The following is a 16,187-nucleotide window of genomic DNA, read 5'->3' on the forward strand; positions in this document are numbered from 1 at the left end:
CACTATATTTGCTTTCCTACAGATTTTCTGTCTTGTTCTTAATTCTGTCAAAATCCTCATGTAGCTATACAAAGAATATATGCTACTATGATATTAAGAAACTATGCGTTCCCTTAACCCTGTATCCGGCCCTGTATTTATTACAGGGTCTTTGTTTATTTTATTTACTTTTATTGGCTTATAAGGGTTAATACACAACCAATTTCAATTAAAATTGTTTAAATGTTAGTTAGAATTTGAAATAATATATCTATTAACTTTTTTAACAAATGTAATCTAATATTAAATTTCTAAATCTATACTGTACTATACACCAGTTAACACTATATAAATAGTATTAACTATCTTAATTGAATATTAGTAATAGTAAGTATAAATATTATCAATTTACTACATCTTACATTTATGTAAAAATAAATACATGTTAAGCTTTTTCAAAATCTTTCCCCTAATAAAGATTTGAAGTAGCATTTCATGATTCTCCTTACTGTTAATATGCCTTGAAAAAGAACCCTATAGGGTTCTTTTTCTTCTCATTATAACCTCAGTAAGTCCATACAAAAAGGACTGCTAGTTATTAGAACATTGCTTCATTTTCAAAGAAACAAAAAAAGGAATCCTTTACGGATTCCTTTTTGCAATGCACTCTTTTTCAAATGGTACATTTTGTACCTACTTTTAGTATAACTTATAATCCCTATAAGATAAATAAGATTAAATTGAATTTACTTCATTTATTTTCATAAAAGTATATAAATCTATAAATTAATACTACTAGGTTCACTTCCAAAAGGTTTGTATTTTTTCAATAAAAAGAATACATTATACTTCTTTATAATTTTACACTTTAGGTTTATCTGTTAATGCAGTAACAATCCTGTCCACTAAGTCTTCTGGCATCCATTCATGATTTGTATCATTCGTTTCATTTGGCCCTAAAGAATCAATAAACTTTTTAAACTTTGGAAATAAAACAATAGAAGTGATCCAATGTATCGTATGATTTATGGAGAAGAAATGAAAAACTCCTTGCTTTTCACCCTCCTGTAATATTTCTTTTAACTGTTCAAAATTACCTATGAAATACGGTTTAATCTTTTCTAATCGTGCACTTTCCTTAATAATCTCCTCATATGCCAATGATCCAATTTCAGGGTTCTCTTTTATATGTGTAGTAAAAACCGTTAAATAGTCTCTAAGGGCATTGATAGGATCAAATTGATTCTTCTCAAGAAAATTGGGTAGCTCATTAGCAAGACCATATTTCTTAAATACCTCATAATATAGGTTTTCTTTCCCGTTAAAATAGTAAGAGGCCATAGCAACATTCACTTTCGCTTCTTTTGCAATTTCTTGTATGCTCGTACCTTCGTAGCCACGCTCTCCAAATTTTTTCTTAGCAGCCTTTAAAATATTTTCCATTGTCTGCTCTCGAGATTTCCCCATTTCACACACCTCAAATAGTATATATTTCACTTCAAAAACCCAATAAGGACTTTGAATAGAGTATCTTTTTAATGAAATTTAATTATATATTTAAAGTGGTAACTTAACAACCGATGAAGTTCTGATTACTTTAAACAATATCCCCTTGCGTAATATCAATAGCTTTCAAATACTTTACGCTCTTTTCTAATCGAGTGAAAGTCTGGACAAAAAACATCTAATATTATCTTAACTTCGTGTGCAAACAAAAAAATAATAAGGACCAAAGTTTATCTATTTTATAGATAAACTTTAGTCCTTTCATTACATTATACAGATTTAAAATAAACTCGTATATTGATGAGATAATTATCCATCAATCGGCCATCATTTACTGACTAGATCTGTTTAATCTCGATATAAGGTCCTTTAATGTTTAATTTGTTAATATCATTAGAGATATTGCCTACAGTTGATTTTTCATTAAAAGTATAGACCTTTTCACCATTTACAAAGATACCCCAATTTTTATCTTCGTAACTGATACCATAACCAGCATTGCTAGATGTAGCTTTAAGTTGATTTCCATTCATTGAAAGAGATAATTTCCCTTTTCCTTTGTTAAGTTTATCATTCACGCTGTTGATACTATTCATTTGTTCTTCAAGGGCTTTTTGGTTATCAAGAGTAACTTGATGGTTTTTCCAGTCTAATTTATAGTGGTTCGTAAAGAATTCATTATATGTATCTTTATTATTTGTTCCCCACCATTTTGAACTTACCCATTCGATATTGTACTGATCTGAAATTCTACGATTTGTTATTTTTAAATCTGATGTAGTTTCTGTTTTATCAGCAGTAATAACCGCTACTACGTTTGGAGAAAAACCATATCCTGTTAAAGCTGGTACTGTATCTTTTGAAACAAAATTATTCGTTCCTTCATTATAACTACGTGATTTCATAAATAGTTGATTACCATAGAAAGTATTGAATGAATCACGATTATAAATTCCCCACTCTGGGAAGTTAAATGATTGGAATCCTACTTTCCAATTTAATTTTTTATCTGTGTGGGTCTCTAATACCGTTTTATAATCTACTTGATCATAAGATACACTTTCTTTCCAAGCAAAGCTACCTGTGATACTTGCATCGGCATTTGGCCCTTTATCATTTACTCCTACTTTAACACTTCCACCAAGTGTATACCCTACCTCCGAAGTGACCTTTGCTGAAGTCATTGTATTAACCGGGGCAGCTTTATGGAATTGAGCACTATCACCACTTGTTATTTCTGCTTCAGTATGATAGGCTGATGGCCATTTTAAACCTGCGTTATAGTATCCGCTATTAATTGTATATTTAGCATCTATATTACTACCATCAGTGGTAACAATTGCAATCTTTTTATCTGCGTAAGGATCCTCAATAAAAGAAACCTTTATTGAATTTTTGATATTTTGCTTCATGTCATAAGTAGTTTTAAAACTATTATAGACCTTCCCACCATTTTGAAGATTTTCTACAGTTCCTTTAGAATCTGCAAATGCAGATGTTGCTTGTAAACCAAATGATCCAGACATAATAACGGACGCTACCGCAACGCATTTAGCTATTTCTTTTGCTTTTTTCATACAGACAGCCACTCCTTCTTAAACATTTAAAAGATATAAATATATTATTTCTAGTTCACAAAAATAGAGATAGATTCATAGCCATACAATATAGAAATTCATTAACTTTTATGACACTAACTAAAAACACATATTTCACTAATCTTCCTCTCACTATTATTGATAACTATTATCAACATTATTAAAACATAAAATAACGATTTAAACAACAATTTTAAATATAAATTTAAAATTGTTGTTTAAAAAATTAAAAAAAATTATAGAATTCTTCATTTCGAGAATTACTATATTTTCAATTACTTATTACAGCCTATATTCAGATACATTATTTCCTTTCCATTCATAATAATCTAAAATTCCTTCATAAATGGCTTCTGCTGCAATTTGTCTGCCATTTTCCGTAGATAATTTACTGTAATCAATACCATTATCTATAAATGCCAGTTCCGTCAACACAGCTGGCATGTCATTTTCCCTTATAACATGAAGGTCTCCATGTTTAACTCCTCTGTCTCGTGTTTGAAGTGCCTCTACTAAACGTGTTTGAATTTTTTCCGCTAAAACACGACTTTCTTCCACATGAGGATTTGTTTTTTCAGATTTAGAAGATTTATAGTAATATGTTTCTGTCCCTTTTGCATTACCATTAAAAGCATTTGCATGTACGCTTATAAAGATATCACCCCGATTTTTCTTAGCAAATTTAACACGTTCCTGTAAAGAACTTTTTTGATCATGTCCTGGTCTATTATCAGATTGACGAGTTAATAAAACTGTAAATGGTGTATGCTTTTCAAGTAATTGTTGTAGACGTAAAGAAGTGTCTAGTACAATCTTACTTTCAGGTAATCCCTTTGTGGATTTCCCAGGATCTTCGCCACCATGTCCAGGATCAATAATAATTGTTTTGCTTTCTAATGGTTTTTTTTGACGATGTTGCATCATATCTGTTTTTGCAGTAAGTTGAGCAGCTTCAGCACGTGTTATAAATCTATTTGGTTGCCAACCGTTCTCAGTACCATTGGAAATTTTCAAACCGATTAAAATATTGGCATATTTTTCTCCCCAATGCCCTTTTAAATCTTCAAATTTAACCTGCTCATTATGATTTGGTGTGCTTTGTAGTTTATATGCATTTACTAGCATCGTAGCCATAGCAGCGCGAGTTACTTTTCCGGATGGATTGAAGATTCCATTACCCTCACCTTTAACAATACCAGCTTTTTCAGCAGCAGCAATATACGGAGTCGCCCAGTGGTTTTGTGAATCTGTAAATGATGGTTTTGCATTAGAGTCAATTTGTAGACCTAAAACTTTTGTCATAATTTTTGTAGCCGAAGCTCTGTCTAATGAGTCATTTGAACCGAAAGTTCCGTCTGGATAGCCATTCAATACCTGTTTATCAACTAAATAATTAACGGATTTGTCCGCCCATGCAGGAACATCTGGGAACTTATGAGTATTTGCAAATGTATTAGATGAGTAGGATAATAGACTTCCAGCAAGAATTCCTGTAGCAATTAATTTGTATTTCAAAATGTAACACCTCTATCAAGTTATTACAATTTGGTAAATATATCATTTATAATTAATCTTTAAATAATACGACCTTGAATAAAGAATAGATTAAGTTCTTCGCATTACTATATAGCAGATAATGAATTTAAAATCGAACTATTACTCCAAAAATAATCCTCGGACATACACTTATAGATAGAGATTATTAAATATAATTACCAACATTGTGTAACCAGTATAGTTACTCATATATATGAGTGTCAATTAAAATAACCTTACACTTTTGTAAGATAATCACCTTAATAGTAAACCAAGTAATTATTAAATAATATAAATAGTTACTACATATAATAAAATAATAATCTTAAATTTTGAACAAAAGCTAATTATTTTGATAGAAAAACAACTTATAATAACCACATTTTTAACAATGCTTTTGAATCCTACTTTACTCTATAATTCTCTGTTATATCCCAACGTGAATGCTCCTATACTATAGTCAATTGCTGCAATGAATACTACAACTTATAATATTGTATTCCCTCAAAAAACATCTCTAGAAGCCACCTAAAGTAGCCTTTATTAATACACCCACACAATCCATCTTTTCACTCCCTTAAGACATCCTCAAATTTTACAAGGAATGAAAAAAGAAGAGGGATACCTTCCCTCTTCACCAAAAAAATTAAAAAACACCTTAATTTATATCCCCTGCCCTTTACAATCTCACGTCTATTGATAGCCAGTTTAATTCTTCAATTCTATTTTCGTAGATCCATATATTCTTCTAAAGTCTGTTTTTGTTTATATATAGTTCTTAACAGAAAGACTGTATATCCTTCTATTTGTTTGACATCATTAAAATGCTCACAGATATAAATAAATTCTATTCCTACATATAGATAAAAAATCTAAAAATTTATATAATAAGATTAGAAGTGTAGCATATTATTATTGAAGGGTCTTGGTATAATGCTAGGCATTAATGTAAAAAAAACAAATGAAGAGTTAATTATTTCATGGCAATTGGCGGAGATTACAATTCCATTACGTGATGTGATTGAGGTTACCGAAGATGCTACCTATGCTGGTGTTGAAGAAGTAGATGTAATACGTATTGGAACAGCTTATGAGACAACAGACCGTATTTTAATTAAAACAGTAAAACAAAATTATGTATTGTTTACTACAAATAAAGTTGCTATTTTAAATGCCATTCACGCTTAAATATAGGAGTCTTCTTGGCTAAAATGATAAAAATAAGCACATCTTGTTATAAAAGCAGATGTGCTTATTTTTTAATTTCTATGCATTTTTACGTTTTAAGAAAATCACTCCACCAACAATTAACAGTAATGCGCCTGCAGCCATAGAGATCCAACTTGTAAGATTAGTACCTGTTTGCGGTAACCATCCAATTTTAGATTGAATTTCTTGTTTAGGTTGTGGTTGTTCTTTTACTTGCTCGTTAGGCTGCTCTGGTGTTGGAGTATTTTTATCTGAATTTGGCTGTTCTGGTTTAGGTTGTTCCGGCTTTACCTCTTTAAATTTCACTGTTTGTCCCTTATCTTCAATTTCAGCGTGAATAGCTACTAATATATTATCTTGATACAGTTCTTCAAACACTACTACTTCTTTACCTTGTAATGCAGAAGCATTAAATGTGAAATCTAGTGTGATAGAACCATTCTTCTCTTTAGCAATAAACTTAGATTCTACTGTTACTTCTTTACCATCAACTAATAATGGCTTGTTTGTTGCTTTATCCATCAGTTTACCTTTTACAACATACTCTTTACCCACGATTAAGTCTTTGTATTCCACTTTATCTTGGATTGTTGCAGATTTAGAAGCGTCTAACTCTTTAGAACCATCAGCTTTGTTTATAGCTGTCGTTTTAATAGAAGGTTCTACAAATCGAACTGTTTGACCTACATCGTTAATGTCAGCATGTGTTGCAATTACTTGACCTTCATGTAATAAGTCTTCAAACACGACTACTTCTCTTCCTTGCTGTTCAGCACCAACAAAAGTAAAGTCTAATGTTACAAGACCGTTCTTTTCTTTTGCAGTAAACTTCGTTTCAGCTGTTACTTCTTTTCCATCAATTAATAATGGTTTGTTAATAGCTTTGTTCATTAGTTTACCTTTTACAGTGTACTCTTTACCTACAACTAAGTTAGTATACTCCACTTTGTCTTGAATAGTGATAGAATCCTTTGAATGAATCTCTTTTCCACCATCAGCTTTGTTTGTTGCTGTCGTTTTTACTGATGGCTTAACGAACTTAACTGTTTGACCTTTATCATTGATATCAGCATGTGTTGTAACAATTTTTCCTTCTTTCAATAACTCTTCGAATACTACTACCTCTTTTTCTTCTAAACCAGTTGCATCAAATGTGAAGTCTAATGTAATAGAGCCATTTGCTTCTTTTGGTGTAAACTTCGTTTCAGCTGTTACTTCTTTACCATTTACAACTAATGGTTTATTAGTCTCTTTACTCATTAATTTACCTTTTAAAGTGTATTCTTTACCTACTTGTAGGTCTTTGTATTCCACTTTATCTTGGATTGTTACAGACTTAGACGTGTGCATTTCTTTTGTGCCATCTGTTTTATCAGTAGCTGTTGTTTTTATTGAAGGAATCTTTTCATCTTTGACAATGTGTTTAATGATTTGACCATTCTCTTTAATTTCAAAAGAGAACGTTTCTTCATTTAATACATAACCTTTTGGTGCAACAGTTTCTTTATATGTGTATTTTCCAAATGGTAATTTTTCAAATTTAGCGATTCCTTTATCGTCTGTTTTTCCTTTTACTACTTCTTTTCCTGCTTCGTTATAAATCGTAAATTCTGCATTTGGAAGCTTTTTATTTCCATCAGCTACATCTACCTTTGTAATTTCTAGATCACCTTTGATAAGATGATTAACTGCCAATAACTCAATAATCTTCCTATGTTCTTTTATTTCGAACATAATTTGTTCTTTAACAAGAACATAACCATGTGGAGAAGCCTTTTCTACAAATGAATATTTACCATACGCTAAATCTTTGACGTTAATCTCGCCATTTTTATCTGTCTTATATTCCCCAACTACTTTTCCACTTTCATCTTTCAATTCAAATACTGCACCTTCTAATTTTTTGCTAATATCTTCATTATCTACTTTTAGTAATTTTACACTACCTTTCACTTCGGTATTTTCCACTGTAAAAGTAAGTGTTTTATTGTGCTCTTTAATTTCAAAAGGATACTTTGTTTTATTTCCAATATATCCATTAGGTGTTTTTGTCTCTAAGAAATAATACTTACCATACGTAAGACCTTCAACGTTTGCAATTCCATTTTCTTTTGTTACTACTTTTTGCACTTCTTTTCCATCTTCAGTAAAGACTGTGAATTCAACATTTGGTAAAACCTTTCCTGAATCACTGAGCTTTTTAATTTCGATGTTACCTTTTACTTTGTTATTTACTATTTGGACAGCTCCTGTTTCTCCTGTCTTAACTTCAATAGTTTGTGGTTTATCATCTGAAACATAGCCTGTTGGTGCTTTAATTTCTTTTAATGTGTAAGTACCAATTGGTAAGTTGTTTAATTCTGCCATACCATCAGCACCAGTCGTGATTTTTCCAACTGATTCATTATTTGCATTAAAGACCTCAAATACTGCACCAGCTAAAACTTCTCCATTTTCTCCAACCTTTTTAATTTTTAAAGAACCAGCTGCTTCCCAATTTACTGCAAGATCACTACTAAGCTTTTCTTCATTTCTTTCTAATAGTACTGTAGCGTTCTGAACAGTATCCGTACCACGGTAAGCAATTGCTTGAACTTTAGTTAAATTAGCAGCTACACTTAAATTAAATTCACCCGTTTTTGTATTCTTAGGAATTTGGATACGAAATTTTTCTCCAACTGAAAGCTGATCTTTCACTTCTCCATTTTCACTAACAATTCTAACTCCATTAGGTGCATTTTTCGCTACTACCTTATAAGAACCACTCCTAGCATTTGTTTGTACTGAATATAGATTTGTTTCGAAGAATTCACCCTTTAATTCTGCTTTTTGCTTTTCAGCAGGAATCACATTCATAAAAACATCTTGAGTCTCTTCACTATTATTAGCATTACTAATAATAGCCTTAGCTGCTTTTTCAACATTTTTATTCTCATGTTTTAATTCATTTACATCGAGTTGACCTAATGCATTCCAAACCGCAAGTTGCGTTGCATAATGCGCTTCATTTTTATTAGCTACTCCCAGCTGTTCTATACTTTTTTGCGGGAAACCATTTAATAAGACTCTATATACTACATTATCTGTTTTCCCCATTTCAGGAAGATCTTCACCATTTGGTGATTTTAATCCAAGAGTTAAGCAATAAGCAATTTGACCACTTGAATTTTTAATCATTTCAGTGCGAATGTACTTACCTAGACTATTACTATAACTCCAGTCCATTGAATATTTCTCATGCGTCATAACCTCTGCACTAGCCCTAGGTAAAAATACATTAAGGAATAATGCCAGTACTGATAATAATGTAAAAACTCTTATAATGACTCTCTTACCCAATTTTGTAACCTCCCTAGAATAAATTAATCCGAGTATATATCGCAATATCTAAAACATTCACGACCGACCCATTTATCATTATAAAACAATAAATTACAAATATTAAATAATTTTAATTAAATAGTCAAAAAATTTACACATTTTATTATTTATCAAGTTTTTTAACGAATTTACTATATACAAATTCTAAAATGCGCCTACAATTTAAAAAACAAATATGTATGTTAAATATATAAATAGCAATTCCTTTACTCCAGTTATTAAGCTTTCCCCCTATTAAAAATATCCTCTACATTTTCTTGTTAACCTGAGTAACTTATACACCTCTTTTAATCTATTAATTCTCTATTACGCTCCTTTATTGAGATATAAGGGTGACTCCTCATTTAAAGAATAAAGTAAAACTTTATTCAGCTCGATCCCCATCTAACTTCTTTGCTTTCATTGAATTTGTGGGCGTGATTCTTACTGCCCACAAATAGCGGGATACATTATGCAATATTGCATTTGATAATCATTTTCAATGTAACTATAATGATTACAGGGTTACTGTTAATCCAATATTCTACACGGAGGTTTTATTATGTTAAAAAAAATTATTGTATCTTCTATGGCGCTTACTATGTTCGGTGGAGCTGCAACTATGCTAGAGGTACCTACTGCTCAAGCAGCTTCTTATAACTCAACATCATCCTCTTACTTTGACGTTACTCCTGAAGAGGCCGTGGCTTTCTATCAATCTCAAGACTATAAAAAATTAAAAGTATTTTTGGATGACTTTGAAGCTAGAAACCCTTATACTCCTGGTGGAGGCTACGCTCAAGGTAGTGTACGTATGCAAAAATTCAACGATGCTCTTAGAGATGCCAAATTAACAAATGTCTACCAAGAATTTATTAGAATCTCATACTACAATCATTATCCAGAACCAAAATAATAACAACGGATAAAGTGAAACTTTAATCAGTGGGGGTTTTGTTCATCCCCACTGATTATTAGTTGAACCAATCGGGCGTTTACTGGCAGTTGATGCGGGATTAAATGTTTATTATTTCTATAACTTAGCCTAATTTTAAATGTATAACCTAAAAATAATTACTAAAAACCACTCATATAAGAGTGGTTTTTCTATTTCCCCATATCATTTAGCTGAATGTTACATCATATTTATTTTAATATCTTTTATAGTAGACATTCTCTCGTTGACACAATCTAGTAGGTTAGCAATGGGAATATCAAAATATATTTATAATTATTTTCTGTTTAATAGCAAAAAACGAACACCCTCTCCCAATTAGATAAGGTGCTCGTTTTCATTTTTATCGGTAATTCTCAATTCAATTTAGCTTCTTTCCAATAAGTAAAGATTAAATTAACTTAAAAACAAAGCGTTTTAAATTTAATTCATAGATCTTACTGAAACTTGGAATTGCCCCTTAGAACCATCATCATTTGAAACGTAAATTTTATATGTTCCATTCGGTAATGGAGATAAAGCATTCCGTACATTTGTAACATTAATTTGTTGTTCTCCAGGTTTTATATAACCACCAACAATTAGCTCTGTATTTGGACCTTTTACACTATATCCCATTGTATTTTGACCATTATTTTTCATAGAGAAGCTTAAGTCAGTACTCCCATCATATACGAAAGAAGTTACAGCCTCACCACTATAATCCATTGTTTGAGTTAATAATAAGTCTGCAGAAACATGTTCAACTACATGAATTGGATCATTCGTTTTGTGCACTTCTTCAGCATAAGTATTATTCCCTAACACACCAAGTGTTAATGCTGAAACTACTCCACAACTAAGCACTAGTTTATTTAACTTCATTTTAAGTTCCCCCTTGATGTTTGTATTCTATTACCATCATACATCCTTTTCCAAGTGCGTTTTTATGTAATAATTCATATCTATAAACCTATATATCTTAACTTTTAACCTTAATAGTTATTGAGAAACCCACATAGATAAAGTTACAATATTACGCTTCATAAAAAACTTATAAATTTTAAAGTCTTTTTCTAACAAAGTTTTATACGATTAAGTACCAAAATACTCACATAAATAGCATTTCTATTTCAGATAAAATGTACTAATAAAATTTTTCTAAAATTTCACTTTGTAATTTGATATATTCCATGTTAATATAACGAAGGCTACAAAACAGGAGTCACCACACATATCATTTTTACAGAATATTCATACTTAAAGAACCTTATTTTATCAGTAACTCAATCCCAATTTTACCTATACAAAAGTTATTTTATAATTTCATATGCACATAAATTTAAATAGATTTTTTATCTATTATTTTTTCCTATTTTCCTTATCGATTTTAATACGAGTAATATAACAGCACTTTTCAAGTACCCTTCCTTTTTTGATAAAAAGTCTACTAATACTAAACATCTTTGTCCAACTCATACATAATTCTACTTACAAACTATTGGAGATGCAAAACTATGGGAATTTCTACTCTTTTATTAAATACCTTTATTATAATAATTTGTATCCTTAGCTATCACGTATTCTGGCTAGAGTTTAAAGAAAAAATAACATGTAATAATATGTTATTTTCTATCCTTTCCTCCATTGCTATTATTTTTTGTATGACTTTTCCTTTTCATTTACATGTGGGATTTATTTATGATTTACGTTTTATTCCTATAATATTAGTTTTTCTATATGGAAATACAAAAAACATTGTTTTTATAGGAATTTTATATCTTTCTTATCGGTTTTACTTAGGCGGAAATGGCGTTCTTCCATCATTTATTATCTTCACTATTATTTTTGGTATAACAATGCTCTTTCGTTACTTATTACCTATGTATGTTAAAGAAAAAAAAGTATTATTAAGCTTACTCCTTATTTTAGTATGTACAACTTCACTTTCTATTTGCGGTATTGTAACTCAAATACATACAGGAGGGAAAATAGACTCTACTCTCATAGAATTTTTATTAAATTACATAATCATTAATATTTTCACAGTATTATTATCAGTTTATTTAATAGAGGGAATGATCGAGAAATATAAAATGAAAGAAAAGCTACAACGGGCTGAAAAATTTTATATAGCTAGCGAACTAGCAGCGTCAATTGCACACGAAATCCACAATCCACTAACCACGGTACATGGATTCACTCAATTATTAAATGAAAAACATGCCTCTAAGCTATCTCAGGATCAATACTTAGAAATCATGTTAATTGAAATGCAGCAAATACAATCTACTATTAATAACTATTTATCTTTAACCAAACCACAGAACACCCTAAAAGAGAAAATAGATATTAATCACATTTTAAATCAGGTGAAAGATACTATTTCACCACTCGCTCTATCATACAAAGTTGAAATCAAACAAAATAGTACAGATTCCTTTTATATAAATGGGGACCCCGAAAAATTCAAACTCTGTCTAAACAACATCATCCAAAACGGAATTGAGGCTATGAAAAATGGTGGATTATTACAAATAAATATACAAAAAGTAAAAGGAAATATCATAATTGATATTATTGATTCAGGAATTGGGATGTCATCTCAACAAATAAAACGAATTGCTTTGCCATTCTATTCAACAACAGAAAAAGGAACTGGGCTTGGTACTATGATTGCTTATAGTATTATTAGAGAATTAAACGGAGATATAGAGATAGAGAGTGAATTAGGTAAAGGGACACGTTTTTCTATTAGTATCCCTTGCTAACGTGATAACAATTTTCTATTTAGTTAATTACATAAAAGGATCAGAGTATATCTATTGTTACAGATATACTCTGATCCTTTAGTTTAATTCAATTAAAAACACTTAATATTTATAACTTTTCTTACATCGTGATGAAATACTAGTTCATCGATTTTATCTCATTTACTGATTAGATTTGTTTAATGTAAATATAATATCTCGCGATACTTAATTTGTTATTATCATTAGGGACATTTCCTGCAGTTGTTTTTTCATTAAAGTACAGACCTTGTGCCATTCATTGAAAAAGACAACTCCCTTTTTACTACTTCACTTCCACCGTATAATTCCCTGTTCCACCACCATACTGATACACATGTAAATAATACTTCCCTGGATACGTGTAGTAACTACCTACTAGTTTATTCCCTTGTTGCTGAGCATACGTAACATAATTATTTAAATCTGCTTCAGAATAAAGTACCCAGTTCATTCCGATATTATTTTCATTCGTTACGTTAATTTGAAGGTTTTTAGCATTCTCCACATTAATTTCAAAGAAGTCACTTGTATCGCCATTTCCTAAACTAGCATGTAAAACTTGATTTAACTGCAGTTTGTTTGCTGTTTGGAATGAGTTATTCGGTTCTTTTTCTACACTGTTATCTTCTTTCTTTTGAACAGTTACAGTCGCTGTAGCAGTATTAGTTGCTCCTTTATCGTCTGTTACTGTTAATTTAGCCGTATACGCTCCTTCTTTTGTATATACGTGAGTTGGATTTTGCTCATTACTTACTGCTCCATCACCAAACTCCCATTTATATGAAATAATTTTCCCATCTTCATCTTTTGATCCGTTGCTTGTAAATGAAATTGCTTCATTTACATTTCCACTATACGGACCGTTTATAACCGCAACTGGTGCTTTATTCTCTGCCCCTTCTTCCGTATCAATACCATGGAACACAACATCATATTCAAATTGTCCTGATGCATTCACGCGATAATTTACGAAGTATGCTGTTACTGTTTTATAGCCTGTCCATTCCTTTACACTTAAACGTTTTAACGTATCATTAACGTTTTGTGTAATTGTTTTCCAATCTTCATATTCTCCTTTTGCTGCAGTTCCTGTATATGTTCCTTGTAGTGTGAATGTATTAAATAACTGTGATTTATTTTTCTTCACTGATACATTTTTCAATTTTGCTTCCGCTGTTATTTCTGCTGCAATATCTGAAACTGGCTTCGATGCATGATTCGCTAAATAATCGTCTGATACTAATGGCACATTATACTTCTCACGATTATCAACTAGCATTTGCATATAGTCTTGATATTCTTTATTTAAATTCGCATCTTTACTTAATGTAGAGCGATATGCATCATATGCTGTTACATCATTTTTCCTAATAAGATCATGTATTTTATCGAACATATCATATCTCTTATTGTACATATACGATTGTAAAGCAAAGGAATAATTATAGAAATCCCACGTTCCATACTTTGCATTTAACGTTCGCTCTGCCGTATAACGCTCTGCTGGATTTGAAGATAATCCTCCTATAATACTCTTTCTCGGTACAACATTATCCGTTCTCGTTGCCCCTGCAAAAAATTCAGCATTCCCTTCTTCAAACCAAAATAATCTTTCATTTTCATATATTTTCCCTTGTCCCCATAACCCTGGTACTTCATATCTACCTTGTAAATAATGCGTGAACTCGTGTCTGAATAATTCTTCTAAACTATAAATACTTTCTTCTGGCGTACGCTCATAAGTAAAGAACGTACCTGTTCCTTCTATATAAAGACCACCGTTATTCGTTTCATAACCGTACAATTGACGATTAAATTGATATTCTGCTGGGCTATTATAAATAACCATCGTTAGTACATCATCAGGATTTCCTTTTTCTAAAGGTTGATCACTTTCAACCGTACGATGGAATTGTGCCTTCACTTCTTTTGCCGCCCAATATAAACGTTTTACTTTTTCTTCTGTCACTTTATCTCCAGCTTTTAAAACAATTGCCCCATCATCAAACGTATACGTTTTTGGCAAATATTTTTTCTTTCCATCTTCTCTTATTTGATCTAAATTCACCACTTTACCATTTGCATCTTTTCCGCCATAATTCGTTGCGATTTGCTCAGCAGCTACGAAATATTGCTCCCCTAAATACGGATAAATTTTCATCGCATCTGTTACAACTTGTAACCCTTTCGTTCCTGTACTATGGAATGTACCGAGTCTACCTGTATAATAAATGCCATTATTAATAAGCCAACCGTTTTTTGCTGTAATCGTTCCCATTAATGCAAAACGACTTAGTTCATTAATATAACTATCTATTTTCTGATACCATACTGTATCTTTCGGTGCTTTCCTCGTATCGTACAAATACGATTGAATGTCGTAATCAACACCTTGCATAATATCGTAAATAGCATTTCCAGCTGAAAGATTATCTACTAATGTAGAAAAATTATCATTATATTGTTTAAAAATCTTTGCAGCTGATGTTATCGTTTCCACATCACTCGAAGCGTTTCCTATTAACTTTCCGTATGATGATACCACTCTATTTTGCTCTAATGTACCCAGCTTGAAATTTGAATTGTTAGCTATCGCTTTTAATGCAGGTAAGCATTTATCATGATAACTCCGTTCATTTAATTTACTAAGTTCCGAATTATAAAATCCTAAATAAAATCCTGAACGCAATACCTCCACTAATGTCTCAATCCCTTTTGAATCATCCTTCGTATAGGCTTGTCCTTGCTGCTTCAATTTATCAATAATCGCCTGCATCCTACTATCATTTTGATAGAATGCTAGACTGTCTGTATTAAACTGAAATAGCCCCGTAATTTGCTCCCAATCAATTGTTACAAGTAAATCTACTAACTGCTGATTGCTTAATTGATTTAATTCAGCAATTGTATAAGTTTTCGCTACAGCTAATTGCTTACTTTCTTTTTTCACCTCAGGTGGTCTTTGTGATAAATCGGCAAATTGTAGCCTTTTCTCAAAAGACTTGCTTTCGAGCACTTTCGATGAATGAGCTAATTCTTGTACTGGTAGTTGTACACCGACTGGCTCCATTTTGAGCACATTTCGATAAGAAACTTGCTCTCCCTTAGTATCTTCTGCCAAACTGCCCCCTTGAAAACTCCCTAACATTAAACTAGCAAAACTTACCCCTACTAACATTTTCTTTGAATAGCTTTTCATGCTCTCCCCTACCTTACATTTTTAGTGTCCCGCTCCATTATTTTACTATTTTTACTTTTTGTCCTGTATTGAGA

At 31.3% G+C, this 16,187-nt stretch carries 9 protein-coding genes; 3 read left to right on the forward strand and 6 right to left on the reverse strand.

Annotation, left to right across the window (positions count from 1 at the left end; genetic code table 11):
- Positions 1-840: 840 nt before the first annotated feature.
- The 3 genes from hlyIIR to MR107_RS02440 form a co-directional block, all read right to left on the reverse strand.
- Positions 841-1,446 carry a hemolysin II regulator HlyIIR gene (gene hlyIIR, locus MR107_RS02430; RefSeq protein ID WP_000520484.1) on the reverse strand — a complete coding sequence of 202 codons (606 nt, stop codon included), beginning with the start codon at positions 1,444-1,446 and terminating at the stop codon, positions 841-843.
- Positions 1,447-1,823: 377 nt separating this feature from the next.
- Complete coding sequence (hlyII, locus tag MR107_RS02435; RefSeq protein WP_000709367.1) at positions 1,824-3,062, reverse strand: hemolysin II HlyII; 1,239 nt, start codon at positions 3,060-3,062, stop codon at positions 1,824-1,826.
- A 303-nt stretch (positions 3,063-3,365) separates the two neighbouring features.
- On the reverse strand, positions 3,366-4,598 hold the full coding sequence (locus tag MR107_RS02440; protein WP_016125012.1) for an N-acetylmuramoyl-L-alanine amidase: 1,233 nt from the start codon (positions 4,596-4,598) through the stop codon (positions 3,366-3,368).
- A gap of 954 nt (positions 4,599-5,552) precedes the next feature.
- Between MR107_RS02440 and MR107_RS02445 the strand changes: the two genes are divergently transcribed.
- Positions 5,553-5,807 carry a SunI/YnzG family protein gene (locus tag MR107_RS02445; protein ID WP_074555063.1) on the forward strand — a complete coding sequence of 85 codons (255 nt, stop codon included), beginning with the start codon at positions 5,553-5,555 and terminating at the stop codon, positions 5,805-5,807.
- Positions 5,808-5,885: 78 nt separating this feature from the next.
- On the opposite strand, the gene MR107_RS02450 is transcribed toward MR107_RS02445, so the two are convergent.
- Positions 5,886-9,167 carry a VaFE repeat-containing surface-anchored protein gene (locus MR107_RS02450; RefSeq protein ID WP_242292042.1) on the reverse strand — a complete coding sequence of 1,094 codons (3,282 nt, stop codon included), beginning with the start codon at positions 9,165-9,167 and terminating at the stop codon, positions 5,886-5,888.
- Positions 9,168-9,750: 583 nt separating this feature from the next.
- Between MR107_RS02450 and MR107_RS02455 the strand changes: the two genes are divergently transcribed.
- The gene (locus MR107_RS02455; RefSeq protein ID WP_242292043.1) at positions 9,751-10,104 is read left to right on the forward strand and encodes a hypothetical protein; all 354 of its coding nucleotides are present in this window, start codon (positions 9,751-9,753) and stop codon (positions 10,102-10,104) included.
- Between the two features lie 462 nt (positions 10,105-10,566).
- Here MR107_RS02455 and MR107_RS02460 read toward each other — a convergent pair whose 3' ends face one another.
- Complete coding sequence (locus MR107_RS02460) at positions 10,567-11,007, reverse strand: hypothetical protein (RefSeq protein WP_000773522.1); 441 nt, start codon at positions 11,005-11,007, stop codon at positions 10,567-10,569.
- A 632-nt stretch (positions 11,008-11,639) separates the two neighbouring features.
- On the opposite strand from MR107_RS02460, the gene MR107_RS02465 reads away from it, so the two are divergent.
- Positions 11,640-12,893 carry a sensor histidine kinase gene (locus MR107_RS02465; protein ID WP_000513014.1) on the forward strand — a complete coding sequence of 418 codons (1,254 nt, stop codon included), beginning with the start codon at positions 11,640-11,642 and terminating at the stop codon, positions 12,891-12,893.
- A 304-nt stretch (positions 12,894-13,197) separates the two neighbouring features.
- Here the strand turns inward: MR107_RS02465 and colA are convergent, their stop codons facing one another.
- Positions 13,198-16,113, reverse strand: coding sequence for a collagenase ColA (gene colA / locus MR107_RS02470; protein ID WP_242292044.1), 2,916 nt, complete (start codon positions 16,111-16,113; stop codon positions 13,198-13,200).
- Positions 16,114-16,187 lie beyond the last annotated feature (74 nt).

Origin of the sequence: Bacillus cereus group sp. BfR-BA-01441 (assembly GCF_022663075.1) — a bacterium.
In the GTDB taxonomy this organism is placed as follows: domain Bacteria; phylum Bacillota; class Bacilli; order Bacillales; family Bacillaceae_G; genus Bacillus_A; species Bacillus_A cereus.